The sequence below is a fragment of the Fictibacillus sp. 5RED26 genome (assembly GCF_015903895.1).
GTDB lineage: Bacteria > Bacillota > Bacilli > Bacillales > Fictibacillaceae > Fictibacillus > Fictibacillus phosphorivorans.
Window position 1 is genome coordinate 1275110 of sequence record NZ_JACZDU010000001.1, and the last position, 22903, is coordinate 1298012.

The 22903-nt window shown below is 39.2% G+C and carries 24 protein-coding genes and 1 other RNA gene; 19 read left to right on the forward strand and 6 right to left on the reverse strand.

Annotated features, from left to right (window positions below; translation table 11 throughout):
- Positions 1 to 23: 23 nt before the first annotated feature.
- Positions 24 to 635: a cyclase family protein gene (locus IHV10_RS06695; RefSeq protein ID WP_197127848.1), complete on the reverse strand. Its 612-nt coding sequence runs from the start codon at positions 633 to 635 to the stop codon at positions 24 to 26.
- A gap of 3 nt (positions 636 to 638) precedes the next feature.
- A complete protein-coding gene (gene zwf, locus IHV10_RS06700; protein ID WP_197127849.1) occupies positions 639 to 2141 on the reverse strand; it encodes a glucose-6-phosphate dehydrogenase in 1503 nt (500 codons plus the stop codon).
- Between the two features lie 95 nt (positions 2142 to 2236).
- On the opposite strand from zwf, the gene IHV10_RS06705 reads away from it, so the two are divergent.
- The 13 genes from IHV10_RS06705 to IHV10_RS06770 all read left to right on the forward strand — a co-directional run bounded on the left by IHV10_RS06705 (position 2237) and on the right by IHV10_RS06770 (position 17592).
- On the forward strand, positions 2237 to 3076 hold the full coding sequence (locus tag IHV10_RS06705) for a sulfurtransferase (protein ID WP_197127850.1): 840 nt from the start codon (positions 2237 to 2239) through the stop codon (positions 3074 to 3076).
- Positions 3077 to 3119: 43 nt separating this feature from the next.
- Positions 3120 to 4616 carry a TRIC cation channel family protein gene (locus IHV10_RS23085; RefSeq protein WP_370629644.1) on the forward strand — a complete coding sequence of 499 codons (1497 nt, stop codon included), beginning with the start codon at positions 3120 to 3122 and terminating at the stop codon, positions 4614 to 4616.
- Positions 4617 to 4853: 237 nt separating this feature from the next.
- Positions 4854 to 5708, forward strand: a complete 855-nt coding sequence (ablB, locus tag IHV10_RS06720) for a putative beta-lysine N-acetyltransferase (RefSeq protein WP_197127851.1) — start codon at positions 4854 to 4856, stop codon at positions 5706 to 5708.
- Between the two features lie 46 nt (positions 5709 to 5754).
- Positions 5755 to 7161 (forward strand): sigma-54 interaction domain-containing protein, encoded by a 1407-nt coding sequence (locus IHV10_RS06725; RefSeq protein ID WP_370629645.1) that lies wholly within the window; start codon positions 5755 to 5757, stop codon positions 7159 to 7161.
- Between the two features lie 168 nt (positions 7162 to 7329).
- Positions 7330 to 8757: a lysine 2,3-aminomutase gene (gene ablA / locus IHV10_RS06730; RefSeq protein WP_197127852.1), complete on the forward strand. Its 1428-nt coding sequence runs from the start codon at positions 7330 to 7332 to the stop codon at positions 8755 to 8757.
- A gap of 13 nt (positions 8758 to 8770) precedes the next feature.
- Positions 8771 to 9043 (forward strand): YokU family protein, encoded by a 273-nt coding sequence (locus tag IHV10_RS06735; RefSeq protein WP_197127853.1) that lies wholly within the window; start codon positions 8771 to 8773, stop codon positions 9041 to 9043.
- Positions 9044 to 9218: 175 nt separating this feature from the next.
- Positions 9219 to 10586 (forward strand): aspartate aminotransferase family protein, encoded by a 1368-nt coding sequence (locus IHV10_RS06740; protein WP_197127854.1) that lies wholly within the window; start codon positions 9219 to 9221, stop codon positions 10584 to 10586.
- Positions 10587 to 10600: 14 nt separating this feature from the next.
- Positions 10601 to 11332, forward strand: coding sequence for a CoA transferase subunit A (locus IHV10_RS06745; protein WP_197127855.1), 732 nt, complete (start codon positions 10601 to 10603; stop codon positions 11330 to 11332).
- Positions 11275 to 11937, forward strand: coding sequence for a 3-oxoacid CoA-transferase subunit B (locus IHV10_RS06750; RefSeq protein ID WP_197127856.1), 663 nt, complete (start codon positions 11275 to 11277; stop codon positions 11935 to 11937). Before IHV10_RS06745 ends, IHV10_RS06750 begins: the two co-directional genes overlap by 58 nt.
- A gap of 19 nt (positions 11938 to 11956) precedes the next feature.
- A complete protein-coding gene (locus IHV10_RS06755) occupies positions 11957 to 13219 on the forward strand; it encodes a peptidase (protein ID WP_197127857.1) in 1263 nt (420 codons plus the stop codon).
- Positions 13216 to 14523 carry a 4-aminobutyrate--2-oxoglutarate transaminase gene (gene gabT / locus IHV10_RS06760; protein ID WP_197127858.1) on the forward strand — a complete coding sequence of 436 codons (1308 nt, stop codon included), beginning with the start codon at positions 13216 to 13218 and terminating at the stop codon, positions 14521 to 14523. Before IHV10_RS06755 ends, gabT begins: the two co-directional genes overlap by 4 nt.
- Before the next feature lie 141 nt (positions 14524 to 14664).
- A complete protein-coding gene (locus tag IHV10_RS06765; RefSeq protein ID WP_197127859.1) occupies positions 14665 to 16119 on the forward strand; it encodes a hypothetical protein in 1455 nt (484 codons plus the stop codon).
- A gap of 36 nt (positions 16120 to 16155) precedes the next feature.
- Positions 16156 to 17592: a hypothetical protein gene (locus IHV10_RS06770; protein ID WP_197127860.1), complete on the forward strand. Its 1437-nt coding sequence runs from the start codon at positions 16156 to 16158 to the stop codon at positions 17590 to 17592.
- 38 nt (positions 17593 to 17630) lie between these two features.
- On the opposite strand, the gene IHV10_RS06775 is transcribed toward IHV10_RS06770, so the two are convergent.
- Positions 17631 to 17882, reverse strand: a complete 252-nt coding sequence (locus IHV10_RS06775; protein ID WP_137789538.1) for a DNA alkylation repair protein — start codon at positions 17880 to 17882, stop codon at positions 17631 to 17633.
- Positions 17883 to 17989: 107 nt separating this feature from the next.
- On the opposite strand from IHV10_RS06775, the gene IHV10_RS06780 reads away from it, so the two are divergent.
- The 3 genes from IHV10_RS06780 to IHV10_RS06790 all read left to right on the forward strand — a co-directional run bounded on the left by IHV10_RS06780 (position 17990) and on the right by IHV10_RS06790 (position 19314).
- Positions 17990 to 18130: a hypothetical protein gene (locus tag IHV10_RS06780; protein ID WP_197127861.1), complete on the forward strand. Its 141-nt coding sequence runs from the start codon at positions 17990 to 17992 to the stop codon at positions 18128 to 18130.
- A gap of 30 nt (positions 18131 to 18160) precedes the next feature.
- Positions 18161 to 18345: non-coding RNA, 6S RNA (ssrS, locus tag IHV10_RS06785), on the forward strand.
- 81 nt (positions 18346 to 18426) lie between these two features.
- Positions 18427 to 19314, forward strand: a complete 888-nt coding sequence (locus tag IHV10_RS06790; protein WP_197127862.1) for a 5'-3' exonuclease — start codon at positions 18427 to 18429, stop codon at positions 19312 to 19314.
- Here IHV10_RS06790 and IHV10_RS06795 read toward each other — a convergent pair.
- Positions 19311 to 20240 carry a DMT family transporter gene (locus tag IHV10_RS06795; protein ID WP_197127863.1) on the reverse strand — a complete coding sequence of 310 codons (930 nt, stop codon included), beginning with the start codon at positions 20238 to 20240 and terminating at the stop codon, positions 19311 to 19313. The genes IHV10_RS06790 and IHV10_RS06795 overlap by 4 nt on opposite strands.
- Positions 20233 to 20640, reverse strand: a complete 408-nt coding sequence (locus IHV10_RS06800) for a reverse transcriptase-like protein (protein ID WP_197127864.1) — start codon at positions 20638 to 20640, stop codon at positions 20233 to 20235. The genes IHV10_RS06795 and IHV10_RS06800 overlap by 8 nt, the downstream gene beginning before the upstream one ends.
- Positions 20641 to 20710: 70 nt before the next feature.
- On the opposite strand from IHV10_RS06800, the gene IHV10_RS06805 reads away from it, so the two are divergent.
- From IHV10_RS06805 to IHV10_RS06815, 3 genes are read left to right on the forward strand one after another with little or no spacing between them, the layout of a single operon-like run.
- On the forward strand, positions 20711 to 21379 hold the full coding sequence (locus IHV10_RS06805; RefSeq protein ID WP_197127865.1) for a reverse transcriptase-like protein: 669 nt from the start codon (positions 20711 to 20713) through the stop codon (positions 21377 to 21379).
- Positions 21380 to 21431: 52 nt separating this feature from the next.
- Entirely contained in the window at positions 21432 to 21731 is a 300-nt protein-coding gene (locus IHV10_RS06810) for a DUF6123 family protein (RefSeq protein ID WP_197127866.1), read from the forward strand.
- A 2-nt stretch (positions 21732 to 21733) separates the two neighbouring features.
- Complete coding sequence (locus tag IHV10_RS06815) at positions 21734 to 22378, forward strand: HD domain-containing protein (RefSeq protein ID WP_197127867.1); 645 nt, start codon at positions 21734 to 21736, stop codon at positions 22376 to 22378.
- Positions 22379 to 22509: 131 nt separating this feature from the next.
- Here the strand turns inward: IHV10_RS06815 and IHV10_RS06820 are convergent, their stop codons facing one another.
- The gene (locus tag IHV10_RS06820; protein WP_137789531.1) at positions 22510 to 22836 is read right to left on the reverse strand and encodes a 2Fe-2S iron-sulfur cluster-binding protein; all 327 of its coding nucleotides are present in this window, start codon (positions 22834 to 22836) and stop codon (positions 22510 to 22512) included.
- Between the last annotated feature and the right edge of the window lie 67 nt (positions 22837 to 22903).

Here is a 22903-nt window from a genome sequence, read left to right on the forward strand (position 1 = left end):
ATATATGCAAGCCCTTGTTTTTATTATTGTTCAATGAGTACGATTCTTGCAGGTGATGCATCTAGCCCTCTTATTTTAAGAGGAGCAGCCACCATTAAATATTCACCTTCAGGAACGTCCTTTAACTGAAGTCCTTCTATAATAATGATGTTGTTTTGGAAAAGCTGTTTATGAGTTGGATGATTTTCTTGTGCTCTCTCTACACCTAAAGCATCGATTCCAACACCTGCTACACCGATTTCAGCCAATACTTTAGCCGCATCACTGTTAACGTAGATAAATTCAAAATTGAATTCTGTGTCCCAGGAATTTTTTGTTTTAAAAAGGACAAAATCATCTTTTTGAATATCTTTATCAGCCAGATCTTCAGCTGAAATGAAACCTGTGGAACTTGTAAGGTCGATTACTTTAGCTTTACGAACGAGTTTTTCGATCGGAAGGGTTTCAATCGTATCTCCACCAGGAACCATGTGCAGAGGAGCATCCACATGTGTGCCTGTATGAACATCCATAGAAATACGTGTTTCGGTTACATGACCATTTTGTGCTGTGTTGAACTCTGGTTGTTTTTCAGGCTTGTTTTTATAGACTGGCATTCCTTCAAAAATCGGTAACGAAACATCAAATATTTTCATGTACTAACATTCCTCTCTAACTTTTGTAGGTTCCCACCAAGAATGCCCATCAGCTTTTAAAAGTTCGTCTGCTTCGATGGGTCCCATGCTGCCTGATGGATAATTTGTGATCGGAGCTCCTGTTCCTTCAGCCCAAGATTTTGTGATACGGTCAATAAAATCCCAGCTGAGTGCAACTTCGTCCCAACGTGTGAAATAAGTGGAATTACCTAGAAGACAATCGTGCAGAAGCTTCTCGTATGCTTCAGGTGAATTCATTTCTGCCGTATTATTGTTGTTGTAAGTCATATCGATCGGTAAGAGATCAGGAGTATCACCTTTTGGTTTAGCATTAAGTGTAAGGCTAACACCTTCATCTGGTTGAACATGAATTCTTAATAAGTTAGGCTGATAATTTTCTGTGTTGGCATGATAGAGTGCCATCGGACCTTGTTTAAATTGAATGACGATCTCAGTAGATTTCACAGCCATGCGCTTACCTGTTCTGATGTAGAATGGGACGCCTGTCCAACGGAAATTATCAATAAATAGCTTAGCTGCTACAAATGTTTCTGTCTTAGACTCAGGGTCAACATTATCTTCGTTCAAATAACGAGGTACTTGTTTGCCATTCATCGTTCCTTCAGAATATTGTCCGCGGATCACATTCTTCTTCACTTCTTCTTCATTAAAGAAGCGGAGGGATCGAAGAACTTTTACTTTTTCGTCCCGAATATGTTCAGGTTTCAGTTCACCTGGTGGTTCCATTGCAACCATCATGACCATCTGTAGCATATGGTTTTGAACCATATCAAGTAGAGCACCGGATTTTTCATAATAAGCGGCTCGATCTTCAACACCTAGTGTTTCACTCGATGTAATCTGAACAGAGTCAATATACTTGTTGTTCCAGATGGATTCAAAGATCGCATTTCCAAAACGGATCACTTGTATATTTTGAACCATCTCTTTTCCAAGATAGTGGTCGATACGGTAAATATCATTTTCATTAAAACTTTGTTGAATCTCTTCGTTCAATTTTGTCGCAGAAGGCAAGTCATTACCGAATGGTTTTTCGATTACGATTCGTTGCCAGCCCTCAGTGTTCGTGATTCCTTCTGACTTTAAGAAAGTAGGAATCGTTCCGAAGAACCTTGGTGCCATCGCAAGATAGTACAGGCGATTTCCGTTTGTTTGATAATCTCTATCAAGTACGTTCAATAGTTCTTCGAGCTCATGATAGCTCGAAGAACTCGATACATCCATCTTTAGGTAATAAAAATGAGATGCAAACTTTTCTACGATTTGTTGATCTGCACCTTGTGCATGTTCATGAATAGCAGATATAACTTCAGTTTGAAACTCTTCGTGAGAGAATTCTTTTCTTGAAACACCAACAACAGAAAAGTTCTCTTTCATATGTCCCTTTTGATACAATTGATAAAGAGCAGGGAAAAGTTTTCTGTGAGCAAGGTCACCAGTCGCTCCGAACAAAACGATGGATGCGTTAGGAATACTATGTATCATCTGTACGTCACTTCTTTCTATCTTTTTCTAATAGTTACAGCTTTCCCTAGATGTAGTTAAAATAACGAACTACTTCATAAAACAGGAGGTCAAATATGTCAAATTTCGTAAGTCCTGAATGGGTGAACCAAAAAGTAAACAGTGCTGATATCGTGATCTTTGATTGCAGATTCTCACTAGCTGAACCATTAAAGGGTTATGAACTGTATAAGAACGATCACATCGAAGGTGCCATTTATGCTGATCTTGAGCAACATCTCTCGAGCACCGTATCAACCCATGGTGGCCGGCATCCATTACCTTCCGTAAACATACTATCACAATTTTTTGGCCGTTGTGGAGTTGACGAAGAAAAAATTGTCGTCGCCTATGATGATCAATCCGGCAGCATGGCTGCAAGACTTTGGTGGATCTTGAAATACTTAGGGCACGGTAACGTATATGTCATGCAAGGCGGCTATAAACACTATAAAGAAAAAGGATATGTCATCTCAAGTAAAATGCCTGTCGAAAAACTTGTACATTTTACACCAAAAGTAAGAGATGAAATGTTAAGGAATAAAGATGACGTCATTCATGAAATGAACAATAAAGATACTCTTATCATAGATGCACGAGAACCAAAACGATTTAAAGGAGAGATCGAGCCAATCGATCATAAGGCAGGGCATATACCGAATGCCATAAACATACCTTGGGAAAGTCATATACAAAAGCCCGGATGGTGGAAAAGCCGACAAGAACTAGAAGCGAAGTATAGTGGAATGAATGAAAGCAAACCTGTTGTAGTATATTGTGGTTCTGGTGTAACGGCCTGCGTCAACATACTGGCTATGGATGAAGCGGGAATCACGAATAAAGCTTTATATGCTGGCAGTTGGAGTGATTGGATCAGCTATGATGAGAATCCAATAATAAAAGAAATCACTAAATAAAATTTCACGTACCGTAATTAAATAATGTTTTTAGGAGATGAAAATGAAACAAAGCGACTTACATACCCATACCACTGCATCTGACGGGACCTTTACTCCTGCTTCAAATATTAGGCGAGCGGTTGAAAAGGGTCTTGGCGCGATAGCAATCACAGATCATGATACAGTCAATGGAATTCATGAAGCGATAATAGAAGCCAAGAAGCATGAAGGTTTTACTTGTATTCCAGGTATTGAGATAAGTACTTTATACGAAGGTCAAGATATTCATATGTTAGGCTATTTTATTGACTATGAAGATGTAGAATTTTTAGAAGCATTAAGCAAGCTAACTTCTGTCAGAGATAAAAGAAATAGAATGATCCTAGAAAATTTAAACAACCTTGGAATCCCTGTAAAGGAATCTGAGTTAGAAGCGAAAAGACATGGCAAAGGAAATGTAGGAAGAGGGCACATTGCAGAGATTCTAATGGAAAAAGGGATCGTAAAATCACTTCCTGAAGCTTTTGAAAAGTATTTAGGAAAGGGAAAACCTGCTTACGCTTCAACTGACCGCATCTCTCCGATCGAAGCGGTCCAAATGATCAAGAAAGCTAAGGGAGTTCCTGTACTAGCTCATCCTGGCATTTACGGAGCAGATGAACTCATTCCAATCTTAAGTGAGAACGGCTTGGTTGGACTTGAGTATAATCACCCTGATCATACGAGAAAGCAAGTTGCCTTTTATGAAGATCTAGCAGATAAACACTCCTTAATAAAAACAGCAGGTAGTGATTTTCATGGGTTCCGTAACGGAGAAGTTTTTCATGGAGACCTTGGCAGCTGTTCTGTCCCGATCAGCACGTTAGATGTTTTGAGAAGTTTTAGAAATAATGCTTGCCAGTCGGCCGAGAACCTTATAAGATTCAATACGGAACATATTGATTGGAGAGGAAGAAAGGGTTTGACTTGGGATTTATTAAACATCATTGGAACGATCGCATTTGCCATTTCAGGTGCATTAGTTGCAATGGAAGAAGATTATGATATTCTAGGCGTATTTATTTTAGGGCTAGTCACGGCATTTGGTGGAGGAATATTGCGTAATGTATTGATCGGTCTCCCTGTAGATTCGATTTGGGAGCAAGGGCTTCTTTTAAAATCAGCACTTGCCTCTATGGGGATCGTATTCTTTATGCCAGAGAGCATGATTCAATTTTCAAAGAGGAGCCTTCACTTTTTTGATGCAATCGGCCTTTCAGCATTTGCGATTCAAGGTGCGATCGCTGCTTCAAGCATGAATCATCCTATAAGTGCGGTTATCGTTGCCGCAATATTAACAGGTATTGGCGGTGGAATGATTCGTGACGTGTTGGCTGGTCGAAAGCCGGTCGTATTGCGTGAAGAAATATATGCAGTATGGGCCTTATTAGGCGGTTTAGTCGTTGGCCTTAACATAGTGAACAGCACAGTGGAATATATGATTCTCTTTGTTTCTTTAGTTATATTTAGAATGTTGTCACTCAAACTGAATTGGAGACTTCCACATAGAGCTTTGTGATTTGATTTTATGGTTTTTTCTAAAAGAATGAATCAGCAAGAGGCTCACAGCACGCCCTATGGAATGCGAGCAAGCGTGAACGGAAATCAACTCCTGCCAAAGCATCAAATATACGAAAATAACCTAAATTTAATAGCCTTTGATCTTAACCACCCTATAGAGAGGGTGGTTTTTTGTGCAGGAATTTAAGCATATACTATGGAAATTATGAAACAGGAAGTTATAGGAGGGGAAACAATGAAGACTACATATTACGAAAACAGAAAAATCAAAGAGACTCATTTTATCGCAGATATATGTTTTGATTATTATAGCGAACGCTTAAGAGCAGATGATTATCGAGGTAACGTAACTCTATTTGCAAAATGGCTTGAAGAAGAATCGCAAAAGAATAATTTTCATAAAATCATTGTAAAATCCATAGTAGATGATGTCTCTTATTGGCAGGAGCTTGGCTATGTGAACGAAGGTGAGTTTAAAGGTTACTTTAATGGTGGATCAGCATTCGCAATGTGCAAGTACTTAAAAAAAGAAAGAAGAAACAGTGAGTACTGGGTGGACGAAGATCGCATTTTAAGTGATGTCATAAAGATACCAAAAGGGGCAACAAATCTTCCTTTACCGAGCAACTATTTGTTAAGGATGGCTGACATTCAGGATGCAAAGTCCCTAGCAGAGCTTTATGGAGAAGTGTTTGAAGTGTATCCAACACCTATGAACGATGCAGAGTATGTAAGGAAGATGATCGAATCAGGCACTCTTTTTTGTGTAATAGAGCATGAAAAAAGAATCATCAGTGCTGCTTCTGCAGATGTGAACGAAACGTATAACAACGCGGAGATAACAGATTGTGCAACAACACCCGAGCACCGAAAGTTTGGTCTTATGAAGCATTTGATCGATCAGCTTGAAAAAGAGTTGTTTCAAAGAAACATCTATTGTTCTTATTCGATCGCTAGAGCGCTATCTTTTGGAATGAATGCTGTGTTTCATCAAAAAAGCTATGTATATAAAGGAAGGCTCGCGAACAACTGTAAGATTTTTGATAAATACGAGGATATGAACATTTGGGTAAAGGATTTATCAGTATGAGTGCCGAATTTTAGGCATAAGTGACAAAAATTAAGCACTCTTGGTGGTGATCACTTTGATATCTAAATCATTAGAAACGGCAGAAACTCTAAATGCTATTTTAAAGACGATTGATGAAGGAATTCATGTCGTGGATGCAGATGGAATCACTATTTTTTATAATTCAGTAGCGGCTTCATTAGATGGATTAACAACAGATGAGGTTCATCATCATCATGTACTTGATGCGTTTCCATCTCTAACAAAGGAAACGAGCACACTTCTCAAAGTAATAGAAACAGGTAAACCCATCTATAATGAACATCAATCCTACACGAATCGCAAAGGTAAACAGATCGATACGGTGAATTCTACGCTGCCACTTTGGTTGAATGGAGAACTGGTCGGGGCTGTAGAGGTAGCGAAAGATCTATCGAAAATAAAAGTGCTTTCTGAACAGCTGATCGATCTGCAAAAAAAGATGAAAGTTAAGAAAAAAACAAATAAAGATCAACCTTTTGCTGCTTATCATTTTTCTGATATCATCACGACCGATTCCGAGCTAAAAGAGGTTAAACTACAATGTAACCAAGCTTCTCAAACCAACTCGCCGATCATGTTATTTGGAGAAACAGGTACAGGTAAAGAGATGTTTGTTCAAGCGATACACAATTCTTCTCAACGTGCTACCCATCCTTTTGTCGTTCAAAACTGCGCTGCGATTCCGGGGCCACTGCTTGAAGGGATCTTATTCGGTACGACTAAAGGCAGCTTTACAGGTGCCATTGATCGGCCAGGAGTGTTTGAGTTGGCAGATGGAGGCACTTTATTCTTAGATGAACTCAATTCGATGCCTGTTGAACTACAAGCAAAGCTCTTGAGGGTCGTTCAAGAAGGAGTAGTAGAGCGAATAGGAAGTCATGTTTCTCGAAGCGTGGATGTTAGGATTATTTCTGCGTTAAACGAACGACCTGACGTTTGTATGGATAAAGGAAAGCTGCGAAGGGACCTTTATTATCGATTGAATGTTGTTTATTTTGAACTCCCACCTTTAAGGGATAGAAAAAGAGATATTGCTTACTTAGTGAATCATTTTATCAACCACTTTAATCTTAAGTTCGGCAAAAAGGTAAGAGGATTCACACCTGAAGCTGAAAAGCTCATACAACGTTATTCTTGGCCAGGTAATGTTCGAGAACTCAAGCATGCGATTGAGCACTGTATGAATTTTGCTGAAGATGATTCATTAATCGAGGCTTCATTACTTCCGAAACATGTAACGATCAATAATGAACCTGAAGTAGCAATAAGACAAGAATTAACAACCATACCTTCATTGAGACAGGCGCTAGGAGATTATGAGAAACAAATCATTGAGATGGCACTCCAACATACTTCTGGCAATATTCTTCAAGCTGCAAAAATTCTAGGAGTACCGAGACAAACCCTGCAATATAAAATAAAACAAAAATGAACTGCCGAAAATTCAGCAGTTCATTTTTGTTTTATTCCTCTCAATTAAAGGCCCACATTGAAAGGAGTATGCATAAACTATAGTATTAATCGTTATATTCTGAAATTTCTGTAACTTGGCACGCTTCTTGCATGAAACAATAGTGTAGAAATAAAGGAGGTCATTAGAATGCCTGTAGTGAATGGATTATTCAAACCGAAGAAACATTGGAGTGAATTTGAATTATGGAAAGATGTCACAGAAGAGCAATGGAATGATTGGCTGTGGCAGCTTACTAACACCATCAGAAATTTAAAAGATCTTAAGAGCATCATTAACTTGACGCCTGAAGAAGAAGAAGGCGTCAAAATTTCCACGATGACGATACCTTTAAACATTACACCTTATTATGCATGGCTCATGGACCAAGATGACCCTAGATGTCCGATTCGTATGCAGTCCGTTCCGATCGGTAAGGAAATCTTAAAGACGAAATACGACTTGGAAGATCCTTTGCACGAAGATGAAGATTCGCCTGTTCCAGGTCTTACACATCGCTATCCTGACCGTGTTCTTTTTCTTGTAACGAATCAGTGCTCTATGTATTGCCGTTATTGTACGAGAAGACGTTTTTCTGGGCAGATCGGTATGGGTGTACCAAAGAAACAATTGGATGCAGCCATTAATTATATTAGAAATAATCCACAAGTTAGAGATTGTTTGATCTCAGGCGGCGACGGATTATTAATTAATGACAACATCTTAGAATATATATTAAAGAACTTAAGAGAAATTCCTCATCTAGAGATCATTAGGATCGGCACACGTGCTCCGGTGGTTTTTCCGCAAAGAATTACAGAGAATTTATGCAACATCTTAAAGAAGTATCACCCGGTTTGGTTAAACACGCATTTTAACACCTCTATCGAGATTACGGAAGAGTCTAAAAGAGCGTGTGAAATGCTCGCGAATGCTGGGGTCCCTGTAGGCAATCAATCTGTTATTCTCGCAGGGATCAATGATAGTGTTCCTATCATGAAAAAGCTGATGCATGATCTCGTTAAGATTAGAGTCAGACCATACTATATCTATCAATGTGATCTATCTGAAGGTATCGGACATTTCCGTGCACCTGTTTCAAAAGGTTTAGAGATTATTGAAGGTTTGCGAGGTCATACGTCTGGTTATGCTGTTCCGACGTTCGTGGTAGATGCTCCTGGAGGCGGAGGGAAAATAGCTGTTCAGCCAAACTATCTTATCTCTCAATCACCAGAAAAAGTAGTGCTACGTAACTTTGAAGGAGTGATTACCTCTTATCCTGAGCCTCAAAACTATCAAGCTGGCAGAGCGGATGCTTATTTCAATGAAGTGATGGGAACAGATCACATCAAACCTGCGATTGGAGTTTCGGCGCTCATGAGCGATGAAGCGTTCAACCTCGTTCCTAAAGGATTAAAACGCCTTGAACGAAGAGAAAATTATGATACGAATCCGGAGCATAGTTCATTAAAAGATAAGCGTGATAAACGTGATGAATTGAAAGAGAAAAAATATAAGTTTGAACAGACAAAAGACGAAGGAATTTCAGCTACTACTGAAGAACAAAGAAATGCATAGAGAGGAGGATAACATGAAGTGCTTATGGTGTGAGAGTGAAGAAGCAGAGCAGGCAGGATTAACAGGGTATTGGGAACTGCCGGATGGTTCAAGAGCCGTTCAAATAACTGTAATCCCTTCTGTATCCTGTTCTTCTTGTGGTATGGAATATCAAGAGGATCATATTGTAGATGAGATTGAAGATCAACTCATGTTAATAGATACAAAGAAGATAGATTCAAAGATTTCCTATTCAGAATTAATGAGCATACCGAGGTTTTTAAAGAAAAATTATTTTAAGTTGTAACATCAGTAGAGTAAGGAAATATCTTTTTTATATGGTTGTTTTCGCAAACTTTGTTGCTATTGGAAGTGTTGCTTTCCGTTTCAGGCTGCTCGCTAAACTTTTTGATAGAGACAGTGAAAATAGCTATAAATAAAGATATTTCCTTTTTAACCTTCATGAGGAAGGAGCCTTTTTTATGAGAAAATCACATCTCATCAAACCGGTTCTAGGAAGCGATTATCCTGTAATTAGTCACGGCAAAGGAATCTATTTATACGATAAAGACGGTAAGCAATATATTGATGGATCGTCAGGTGCAATCACATGTAATATCGGTCACGGTGTTCATGAAGTTGCAGAAGCAATGTGGAATCAAGCAAATCATGTATCATTCGTATACCGTTCGCAGTTTACGAGTGAATCAGCAGAACATCTAGCAGAAAAACTCGCACATTATGCACCAGGAGATTTGAATTCAGTGTTCTTTGTAAATAGTGGATCAGAAGCAACCGAGACAGCACTAAAGGTTGCTATTCAGTATTTTCAAGAACAAGGAAACATGACGAAAACAAAAATCATATCAAGATGGACCAGTTATCATGGAATCACACTCGGCGCACTATCAATGTCTGGTCACAAATTAAGACGACAACGATTCACATCATTGCTTGAAGATTTCCCTGCTGCGCATCCACCTTATTGTTATCAGTGTCCACTAAAAGAGACGTATCCTAGTTGTGGTGTGAAATGTGCAGATGATTTGGAAACATCGATTCAAGCCATTGGTCCAGATCAAATCGCTGCATTTATCGCAGAACCGATCATCGGTGCATCTGGAGGAGCGATCGTTCCACCAGACGAGTACTTCGGAAAAATAAGAGAAATCTGTGACAAATATAATATTTTAATGATCGCTGATGAAGTGATGACAGGCATGGGACGTACGGGGAAAATGTTTGCGATGGATCATTGGAATGTAACTCCTGACATTATTGCGATAGGAAAAGGCATGAGTGCAGGCTATACACCGATGGCGGCAACCATCGTGTCAGACCGTATTATGAACGTCATCGAATCGGGAAGTAAAATTATTATGAGCGGACACACGTTTAGCGCAAATCCACAATCAGCTGCGGTTTGCCTTGCTGTTATCGATTATATGGAAAGAAATAGACTTCAGGAAAATGCAGAAGCTATGGGCCAATATCTGATTAATCATCTGCAACGTCTTCAGTGGAAGTACCCGTTAATCGGTGATGTAAGAGGCAAGGGTTTATTATGTGGCATTGAATTTGTTAAGGATCCGATCACAAGAGAACCTTTTGAGATCACTTCAAAAGTTACAGACCGGCTATTATCCATCTGTTTTGACAACGGACTGCTCGTTTACCCGGCAGTAGGTGGAGTAACAGGGTTTTCAGGAGACTCTATTTTAATCTCCCCACCATTGAACGTTACGAAGGAACAGATTACAGATATCATGGAGATCCTAGATCAATCCATCGGAGAACTGACCAAAGAGCTTATTACAGAAGGTTTATATATTACTGAGGCGACCAGTTGAAAGAGGTGTTGTGAATGGCCAAAGGTGTAGATAAACAAATTACACTTGAAAGTGCTTCTGCCTATTTTCGTAATGGCATGTCACTAATGGTCGGTGGTTTTGGAGGAGTAGGTGCTCCTCCTACACTTGTTAATCTGATATTGGAAAAGAATATTAACGATATCTTTCTTATTAGTAACGATACAGGTTTTCCTTGGATCGGACCCGGTAAGCTGATTACGGAAAAAAGGGTGAAGAAATTAATCGCCTCTCATATAGGCTCAAATCCTGAAGCGGGTAAACAGATGCAAGAAGGTTCATTAGAAGTGCAATTTGTTCCGCAGGGCACTCTCGCTGAAAAAATAAGAGCTGGTGGTATGGGGCTTGGCGGTATATTGGTCGATGTTGGTCTTGGAACGGTTGTTGAAGTGAACAAAGAGAAAGTTAGTGTAAACAACAAAGAATATATGATCGAACCCGCTTTAATTGCAGATGTGTCGATCGTATATGCAAAAAAAGCCGATCGGTATGGAAACCTTATCTATGATAAGAGTGCGAGAAATACGAATCCACTCGTGGCTACAGCCGGACAGATAACGATTGCAGAAGTAGAAGAGATCGTGCCGGTAGGCTCCCTTGACCCGGAAGAGATCGTCACGCCAGGTGTCTTTATTGACTATATTATTCAGAGTAAAGGAGTGGACTGGAAATGGGTCTGGGAATTGAAACAAGGCACAGGATCGCAAGAAGGGCAGCCCTCGAAATAAGTTATGGAATGATCGTTAATCTTGGCATCGGTATTCCCACTCTCGTTGCAGATTATATTGAAAATGACCTACATATCATGCTGCACACAGAGAACGGTATCTTAGGTATGGGTGGGTCACCAGAAGCAGGCAGTGAGGATGGTAACTTATCCAATGCAGGGGGATATCCCGTTTCCATTCACCCAGGTGCCTCTTATTTTGATAGCGCTACTGCGTTTGGAATCATTAGAAAAGGATTGCTTGATGTGACGATACTAGGAGCTCTAGAAGTAAGTGAACGTGGTGATATTGCCAATTGGATCGTACCAGGCAAGCGGGTTCCTGGAATGGGTGGTGCGATCGATCTTGCCCAAAAAGCAAAGAAAGTCATCATCTTAATGAACCACACCGATAAGTATGGAAATCCTAAGATTGTGAGAAACTGTTCACTTCCGCTTACTGTCAAGGAAGGCGCAGACATGATCATCACAGAGAAAGCAGTATTTCATTGTGAAGATGGAAAGCTAGTTCTTCGTGAGATCATGAGTCCTTATACGTTAGAGGATGTTATCCAGACAACAGGTGCTTCTATCGTTGTAGATGAACACATTTCTGTTTTCCAATGAGATGTTAGGGAGGTAAAACATGTTAGTTAAAGAAAAACTCTCAAACTGGTTGATGAACGAACAAGAAAACGCTATTCATTTTTTACAAAAGACGGTTCAAGAAGCGAGCACGACTGGAAATGAAACGGGTGTACAAAAATTGATCGCAAAAAAACTCGAGGAAATTGGACTCGAGGTGGATATGTGGTATCCGGATGGTGAAGAATTAGCAAACCATCCTAATTTTTGTGCTAGCCGGACAGATTTCAGTACAAGTCCTAACGTTGTTGGGATATGGCGGGGAAAAGGAAACGGGCGTTCACTTGTTCTAAACGGTCATGTTGATGTCGTCCCAGAAGGTGATCTGAACCAATGGAACGACTATCCTTACAGTGGGAAAATAATAGATGGCAAACTTTACGGCAGAGGTTCAACAGATATGAAAGGTGGAAACCTCTCCCTTTTACTAGCCATTCAAGCACTTAAAGAAACCGGGATCCAATTACAAGGCGATTTATTTTTTCATAGTGTAATAGAAGAAGAGAGTGGCGGTGCAGGTACGCTTGCTGCGGTACTACGCGGGTACAAAGCAGACGCAGCTATTATTCCAGAACCTACTAATATGAAGATCTTTCCTGCTCAACAAGGTTCTATGTGGTTCCGGTTAACCGTGAAAGGGAAAGCAGCACACGGCGGAACTCGTTATGAAGGAGTTAGTGCTATCGAAAAAGCGGTAATCGTATTAGATGCTATTAAACAATTGGAAATCATCAGAAATGATAGAGTAACAGATCCTCTATACAAGGATATTCCTATCCCCGTCCCGATCAATGTAGGGAAGATCTCAGGAGGTAACTGGCCATCATCCGTTCCAGATACAGTTGAAGTTGAAGGAAGGATTGGCGTTGCTCCTAATGAAACATTGGAAGAAGTAAAAAACGAACTTCAGAGCTATCTATCCAATCTTTCTGATCCGTGGCTAGAAGAGCATAAGATCTCTGTTGAATGGTTCGGTGCACAGTGGCTGCCAGGATTGATTGAAACTCATCATCCCCTCATGAACATGCTCTCAAAGAATTATGAAGATGTAGTTGGAGATCAACCCATTATCGAAGCGTCACCATGGGGAACGGATGGTGGCTTATTATCTCATGTCGGCGACACTCCGGCGATCGTGTTCGGGCCAGGCGTTACTTCGGTCGCCCATTATCCGAACGAATATATTGAGATTTCAAAGATCATGGAAGCAGCTGAAATCATAGCTTTAACAATCTATGACTGGTGTGGAGGCGAGAATGGATGAAGAAATCAGAAGAGCTATTAAAACGAAAAGAATTAAACGTCCCAAGGGGTCCTTTTAATACGGTCTTAAATTTTGTGGATCATGCTAGCGGAAGTATGATGGTTGATGTTGATGGTAACGAATATATTGATTTTGCTGGAGCGATCGGAACGTTAAACGTCGGTCATTGTCCGCCTAGAGTAGTGGAAGCCCTAAAAAACCAAATAGAAAAATACATCCATCCATGTTTTCACGTGATGATGTACGAACCTTACGTTCAGCTAGCAGAAAAACTAAACGAAATCACACCAGGAGACCATCATAAAAAAACGTTCTTTTTAAATAGTGGTGCAGAAGCTGTAGAAAACGCGGTTAAAATCGCAAGAAAATATACGGGCAGAAAAGCCATCATCTCATTCGAACGAGGATTTCACGGCAGGACGTTGCTCGCCATGTCTTTAACAAGCAAAGTAAAACCATATAAGTTTGAGTTTGGACCTTTTGCGCCAGAAACATATAAGATGCCCTATCCATATTATTACCGAGAAGACCGTAACGTTGAAGAAACCGATAAAGCGATCTTAAAGAAATTCGAAGACTTTTTCTTAGGAGAGGTTCCACCTGAGGAAATTGCAGCGATCATCTTTGAACCCGTTCAAGGTGAAGGAGGATTCGTTATTCCTTCTAAAACGTTCGTTAAAGGTCTTCGCGAGATTTGTGATAAATACAATATCCTGTTAATCGCCGATGAGATACAGACTGGATTTGGCCGTACAGGAAAAATGTTTGCGATGGAACACTTTGATGTTGTCCCAGATCTCATGACCCTGTCAAAATCGATAGCGGCTGGCCTGCCGATCTCAGCTGTAACAGGCAGAGCGGAAATCATGGATGCACCAGCTCCTGGTGAGATCGGGGGTACCTATGGAGGAAGCCCATTAGGATGCGTTGCTGCGTTAGAGGTCATCTCCATGATTGAAGAAGAAGGATTGTTGACAAGAGCAAATCAGATTGGTGAAATGATCACCAATACCTTTTCAAAATGGAGAGACCAATACGAATTTATCGGTGATGTCAGAGGTATAGGAGCCATGTGTGCGCTCGAAATCGTCAAAGATAAAGTGACGAAAACCCCCGACCCAGATCGTGCGAAAAAAATCATTGCACTTTGTAACCAAAATGGTGTAGCCATTATGGGGGCTGGCCTTTACAGTAACGTTATCCGTATTCTTTCTCCACTTGTAATCTCTGATGAACAGCTTCTTAAAGGTTTGAACGTGATTGAGAAACAGCTCGCAAAGGTAAGTGAAATGGTATCGTCATAAATACGGATTGTAACCTCGTCTCTTCAGACGAGGTTACTTTATTATTTCAAAGGTTTTTTTCAAATTAATGGATATTAACGGAATGAAAATTCGGAAAATTATGCTAATATGATGGTATAGATACAAAAGGGGCTGTACGATTTGCAAATCATAAAAAAATTGATGATTGGTTCTGTCTTAATCGGAGGATTTGTTGTTTATACACAGTACGAAAAAAGTGCTGAACCAACTTGGACAGTAAATAAGGAACAATTTTCTGTCGTAAACTCATTCAAAGATGGAATGAAAAGAGAATATATTAAGTTCGATGAATTAGAGATGATAGATAGATACGGTTTTCTTAAAAAGGTAAACAAGACAGTGACGCTAAAAGAATCGTATCGAACGTTAAAGATCGAAAAGATTTGGAATATGGATGGTCGTATGTATCTGTTATACAGTGTGGATGTAAAAGAGAGAGATAAGGACGAGTATAATATTCCACGGCTCTCTGTTAATAACATGCAGTTTCAAACAAAAGAGGGTAAGGAGCTCGTCCTCAAGGCTGGTGAAGAAATGGGTCAGCCAGGTACAAGGGACGAAGGGTTCGTTTATAAGCATCGTTTATACCGTTCTATGATGCTGATGCCTAGTATGTTCGATTCTTCAGAGAACGATTGGTCGATCGTATCAAAAGCTAACGTCGTTCGGCTACAGGATCTTACGATTTCTTCTAAAAACAATGGGGTAGACTCGATTGAGGATATTGCGTTAACGCTGCCCTCAGATGATCCTTACACAAAAGTATTGAAAAGTGAGCCGATCGATCAAACGTTTACATATGAAGATAACAAAAAAGTAAAGATTAAATCAATAGATGCATTACTTTATGAACAGAGACTAAGCGTAGAAATCCCAAATGATGAAAGTTTAATCGGATTTGCTAGCAAAGACAATCAATTACAAGATCAACCTTTGGCATATGGGATTTTAGGAACTAATAAAAGCGGGTTTTACATTCCCATCTATGATATGACAGGTGATGTTAACAAGAAAAAAGAAAGGTCTGTCACGTTTACTTCTTCTGTACATAAAGATCCTCGTTCATTCTCATGGACAATTCCAAAGAAAGATATTGAAACGTTTTTAGCGACTAAAAATCAACCGGTATTAAAAAACCAAGAAATCTTAAAGATTGGTAATACGATTATAGTTTATGAAGGGATGACCATGTTTGAGGGGAGCCCTAGGATTAAGGTGAGCATATCCACGGATTCTAGTCAGCACTTACATCACCTGCGCCTTATTCCTGATCATTATTATAGTGATGCCGAAGTACCTGACGATTATGAACGGGTGTATAAAAACAATACTATCTCGATTTCAGATGAGAAGAAAACGAGAATTAATAACTTTGAAGTGCATAGTTCAGAAGAAAAAAATAAAGCTACCTACTATATCACGTTTTATAACAAAGAAGAGATGGAAAATGGTGAGATGAAACCAATCATGATTCCAGAGAGTGACTTGACGATCACGATATCGAATCTCTCTTATTTAAAGCCTCTTAAAAATCCGGTGGACATTAAGTATAAGAACATCATGATCGTGAACTGATCATACCGATGAATGTGGTAAAGGAGATAGGTTACTTTGAGCACCAAGCGAAATAAGATCATCATTGGGCTTTTGTTATTAATTGGATTTGTTATATACACGCAATATGAAAAAAATGCAGAGCCAACATGGCAAGTTAACGATGAAAATTTTCTTGTGATGAAAGACTGGGAAGAACTAATGGATGCAGAGAAATCAAAATTTAGTGACCTTAAGTTTGCTCATCATTTCAAGTTATTAGAAAATAGTCAGATCTCTATTCCGTTAGCGAATAATCAGCGGAAGTTCCAGGTTGAAAGAACATATAGCTTCGGGCAACAGCTGTACATACTATACAGTGTAGACCTTGCAGAACGGGATAAAGAGGAGAGTGATATTCCTCGATTATCGTTTAATCAAGTTGAGATTACATCCAAGAAGGGAAAAACTTTTCATTTTCCTATCGATATCTATGAAGGAGAAGGCGCGATCGGTGGTGTTGTGTACAAGCATAAATTGTACCGGTCCATGACGATACATATCCAATACGATAAAGTTGAAACGGATGAAGAGTGGAAAGAGGTTCTTAGCAGTGAGACGGTTAAGCTGCTTAACCCAACATTCACTTCGAACAAAGGAAAGACGAAAATTGATAACTTAACTTTTAAAATCAAGCCTCATAATGTCTTTGACGTACCGCCTGTTCTGGCTACCGAAACGATTGATAAATCCCTAGAGCTTTTCAATGACCAAAAGATTCATTTAGATGCATTTGAAGTCTATCAAATGGGATCTAGAATCAAGTTGGATTCAAAGGTTGATCAGGATCTTGTTTCGCTATTTGGAACCATTGAAAATGGACAGAGTCTTTACACGTTACATACAGATATCACAGAAAATGAGGATTCAGATTACTATCTGGAAACGTATTCAGCTCTAGATGAACTTCTTAATATGAATGATTCAGATTCTTTAAGATTGTCGTTTACTCACTCCGTTCATAGAACGGACAAATCGTATGCATTTTCAGTATTTAAACAAGATCTAGTGCAATTTGCCAGCAATCCTGAAAAAGATATTAAGAAAAATGAAGTGATCGCTGACGACACTGATTTTAAAGTGGTTTACAGAGGAATTGAAAATGATGTTTCCAATAACGAAAAAGGAATTCGGTTTTCTATAGAAAGCAAAGTAGAGAATGTAGGACACGACGAATACCTTTATTTTCAACCCAACTACAATGAGAATAGAATCCAAAACCAAGAACGTTTTATGAACAACCTCGTCACGATCAAAAATTCATCAGGAGAAACACTGCAAAATTTTGATGTGATGGGAACTTACTACAGTGAGCAATCGGGGTTCTTATTATTTTTTCATGACGGACTTCCGAAAGGTGACCTCACCGTTACTCTTTCAAAAATAGCAAAAATTCACCCTTTAAAAGAAAAGGTAGAAGTTCCTTTAAAACTTCCTGGACTTAATAAACAGTAGAAAAAAGACTGCCGCAATGCTAAACGGCAGTCTTTTTTCTACGCTCTCGGATTACTTTGAGCACGTTTGATATACATCTCTTCTTCTCCAACAATTCCACATGCGCCACACTGAATCAATCGTTCTGAACCTTTATACGGAAGATGGAACATATCTAACTCACCATCTTCATATTGTTGAACTACATCACCAGTGGATGGATCAAGCTTAACCGATACAGGATTTTGTTCGATCACGTTAAAACGCGTTCTGTTCGTCTTACAGTTTGGACATAAATAAGGATTTGCCATTTTTAAGAAACCCTCCTTTTTAGTCTTAAGTTAACCAGTCAAGGAAATATTATGTAAGTTATATTTTTATTTTCTTTAGCCATAGTAAGGAAAAGGAGGGATACATTATGGGTAAACAGAAAAAAGCCAACGCTAATGCACAGCGCAATAACAACGTGAAAGAAAACGGTGCAGAACACCAAACCGAATTTGCGTCTTATGCTGAGATGGAAGTGGAAAAGATGCATCACGGCAAAAAAACAAAATGATTTTACTTCTTAAGTAACTGGTAGTATAATAAAATTCTGCGATGTTCGTGGCTTTTCCATGTCTTTAACCTATGTGCTAATGACGGGAATCCAATATGATCTGTCAGACAGTCAAGCCTAGCATTCGACTTGGAAGGCTGTAACGGCAGCTGCGGATACCCACCTGAGAGATCAGGTTCCAAAGGCATATAAAGTCACGGCAGAGCGGATTTTACTTAAACGACAACAAGCGTATTTTACATCACATGTAAAATGCGCTTTTTTCATAACATATTTTACCGGGGGATAAAAAGAAGATGGAAAAGAAAGAAGTATTACTGTTAATTGATGGATTTAATCTGCTTAGCAGATGTTATTTTGCAACAGCTTATGGAAAAGAAATGCATGATCTTCCTCGAAACTCAAAAGGGCAGTTTACGAATGCCATACGTGTTACCATTCAGAAACTGCTTATGCTCGTTCGAGATCATGAGCCTTCTCACATTGTAGTAGCTTGGGATGTTAAACGTGATGAGACACTCCGAAGAGAAAAGTTTGCTGATTACAAAGGGACAAGAAACGAGTTGCCTGAGCCTCTTATCCAGCAATTTGAGACACTTGTTCAACTTTTTGATAACATCGGAATCACGCAGCTTACGATTCCTAGATATGAAGCGGATGATATCATCGGTACACTTGCGTATCGCTGGAGAAACGAACGTGACGGAGAATGTATCATCTACAGCAACGACCGCGATCTTTTACAGCTTCTATGCGAGAAGACTTCGCAGCTTATTACAGTAAAAAGAGATGAGCTGAAGTATACACTGAATCACTTCCAAGAAGAGTATGGAATCACACCTGCACAGTGGATTGATGTGAAAGCTTTATTAGGTGATAAGAGTGATAATATTCCTGGTGTAGCGGGAGTTGGTGATAAAGCGGCACTTCCACTCATACAACAATATGGTGCTGTTGAATCGATTTATGAAAATTTTGAGACTCTAGATCCTAGATATAAGAGGTATCTGAAGAAACTTGAAGCAGGGCGCGAGATGGCTGTTCTTAGCAAAGATTTATGTACGATTTTTACAGATGTTCCTGAAGTAGTCGACAGAGACTTAGAAGAATGCAGATATACTTTAGATAAACAGAGTGTTCGAAGCGCATTAGAAGAATTAGAGATTCAAATAAGAGTGGGTTAAGTAAGATCCCACTCTTTTTGTTTGCGTTTTATCAACTTTTTATTGAACCTTATTTCAGATAAAATCATGCCGAGTAAAATCAACCCGCATCCTAACAATGATTTTGAACCCAGTCGTTCATTCAGCATGATATAAGCAGTAAGTGCCGCAAAAACAGGTTCCATCGCAAAGATTAAAGCCACTCGTGCAGGCGTTGTAAACGATTGAAAGTGTGTTTGAGCCAAAAAAGCGAGAGCAGTTGCAAAGAATGAGGTGATTAGTAGAGCACTGATTACTTCCGGCTGTTGAACCAACTGGGCCGTGAACATCTGCTGCCAATCTTCCATCATGATTGCAGTTATAAAACTAAATACAGCAACGGTCACAAGTTGGATAATCGTTAGACATATAGCGTTGTATGATGAAGCAAACTTTCCTGTGAACACGATATGAAGAGCAAATGAAATAGCACATAATAGTACATAACCATCGCCAGTGTTCAACGAGAGGCTGTTGTGGATCGTTAATAAATATAAACCGATTACAGCTAAAAGAGAGCTAATCCCTACTTGCCAATTCAGTTTGTTTCTTAACAATAAATAGCTGAACAAAGGCACTAAGACAACACTTAATCCTGTTATGAACCCAGCTTTTGAAGACGTGGTATATAACAATCCGACGGTCTGAAATCCGTACCCTAAAAATAGCCAAAAGCCGAGTATGATACCGCTGCTCCATATACTTCTGTCTGTAAAATGACTGAGTGACGAACGGTTAAACAAGAAGATAAATAGCAATAATGTTATGGCGGCAATGGAAAAACGCACGCTGTTAAATGAATAAGGTTCTAAAAATGCAATCGCTTTCTGGACGATAACGAAAGTCGAACCCCAGATCAGAGCTACAAGGAGTAGATTGAAGTCTGCAAACCAAGTCTTTCTAAACATCTGACGGTCTCTTGTTTAATTGAATGGCTTGTCGTGCAAGTTCGTCAGCGATCTTATTTTGCTTTGAAGGAATCCACTTAATAAAGAACAGATCCAATTGCTCTGAAAGCGCTAGAGCTTCTTCTAAAAGTTTTGTATACCGTTTATCTTTAGCAAATTTTTTATCCACAGCGCTCTCAACTGCTTGAGAGTCTGTTCGGAACGATACGATTCTCCAATTATGTTCAATACATAATTCTAAACCATGTATAAGAGCTCTATATTCTGCTTCATGGTTACTCATCGTACCGATTGGAAAACGATACGAATGTGTAGTGCCGTTTCCGACTTTTACATATACGCCAGCTCCTGAAAGCCCGGGATCACCTGCACTTGCACCATCAATGTATATCTCTATCAATTCTTTCTCTCCTCTATATGATTATATTCGTATTATAAAGGACTTTATAAAAAACAAAAAGGAGATTACTATGAACTTCTCAATCGAGTATATGTATAAACATCCAAAATCCCCCTTTAAGGTTCGATTTGTTTCTGACCCTATGCCGCTTACTGAAGCCCTTTTTACTGCAACTGATTTAGAGAAGACCGGAAGAGTGTCTGAATTGGTCTTCATCGATACAAAAGATGTAACTTGGACGAAGAAAGAGCTGACTAAATTAACGCAAGTCAAAAAAGAAGAACCAAAAGATATCTCTATTTATTTCGATGGAGGTTTTAAGTCGGAAACGGGAACTAGTGGTCAAGGCATTATTATTCATTTTTCTCAAAACGGTATAACCTATCGTATTAAAAAGAATGCAAGTCTAACCAATATTGAATCGAATAATGAATCGGAGTATGCTGCATTGTGGATTGCTGTAAAAGAACTTGAAGAACTTGGCGTCCTATATGAAGAAGTTAGGATTCAAGGAGATTCGAAGGTTGTCATCGAGCAGCTCAAAGGGGAATGGCCATGTTATGAAACGAACCTCCAGAACTGGGCAGATAAAATCGAAACACTATTGAAGAAACTTCAGATCGAACCTGTTTATGAATGGGTGGCTAGAAACAAGAACAAAGATGCAGATCATCTCGTAACACAAGCATTGAACGGAAAAATCATAAGAGCTAAGAAAGAAGTCATTGATAATTCCTAAATATAACTGGTACAATTTACTAGAATCTTTTGATTTTGGGGTTGAGGTAGACATGAATGAGAACGTTCTAGACGACTATATAGCATTATTAGCTTCAAAAGGGTTTCGTCTAAGTGATGGAGACCTTCATTTTGTAGATTTCGGGAGACATTACACGGACGCAAGTGAACCTCAAGTGAAAATAGCATTAGAAGTCACATTAATTAAACAGTTATCGTTTGACGGAAGTTACTTTATTGCAGTACTAGAGTCTTTAGTTAACGAAAATATCACCTCAAAGCAAAAAGCGTATGAACTACTAGACCGGTTACAAACCAACAACGAAAGAAAACATTCTTGTACAGTGGGGTAAGCATGAAAGAGAAAATGATCGAACAAACAGAGACGTTTGTAAAAGATAAGTTAAGAGATGAGAGCAGTGGTCATGATTGGTATCACATCTATCGTGTTAAAAATCTAGCTCTGAACATTGCAGAAAAAGAAGGTGCAGACCATTTTGTTTGTGTGATGGCTGCACTTTTACACGACATAGCTGACGAAAAAATTGCTGAAACTGAAGAAGAAGGTCTAAAAGAAGTGAAACAATGGTTAGAATCCATTTCCGTGGAAAAAGCATACATCACGCATATTATGACGATCATCTCTACGATGTCATTTAAAGGCGGCAGTGGAAAAGAGATGGAATCAATTGAGGGTAAGGTCGTCCAGGATGCCGACCGTTTAGACGCGATTGGAGCGATCGGAATCGGAAGAACATTCGCGTATTCCGGAGCAAAAGGACAATTGATGTATGACCCTGCGATTCCTATTCGAGAGACGATGACAAAAGAGCAGTATCGGAATGAAAGAAGTACAGCTATTAATCACTTCTACGAAAAGTTGTTAAAATTAAAGCATGGGATGAATACTCCTTATGCAAAAAAACTAGCAGATGACCGGCATGCCTTTCTAGAAAACTTTCTAGAGCAGTTTTTTGAAGAGTGGGAAGGCAAAAAGTGAGTAAGTTTTCATAGGAAGAGAAAATAAACATCCAAAATCAACATTCTTAATTTAGGTTGTCATTACAAAGTGAATGATCTGTATTAAAAAAAGGCCAAAATAATGGCCTTTTTAGTTATTTAGAATCTAGACTAACACTCTTCTGCTGGTCGAGGTCCAGCGTCTAATCCTTCTGATGTTACTGTAAGAACTGGATTGATCGATGCATCTTCACTCACACAAATCTGGCAAGATAATCTTACATTACCAGATAGACCCTTCGTAGCGATAATATTAGCTTCATTCTCACCGATCGGTCCTAGATCTCCTGACAATACTTCCACTCGGCATGTTGTACATTTCGCTTTGCCTCCACAGCGGTGAAGAATATCAATTCCGTTGTCTTCAAGTGCATTTACAAGTTTTTTGCCATTTTCAATCTCGTATGTACCAAATCCACGTACATCAATTTTTGCCATTTTACCTGCCTCCTTAAAATGAACACTTAGTATTTCTTTCCATTCTTATTATACGATAACCTCTTAG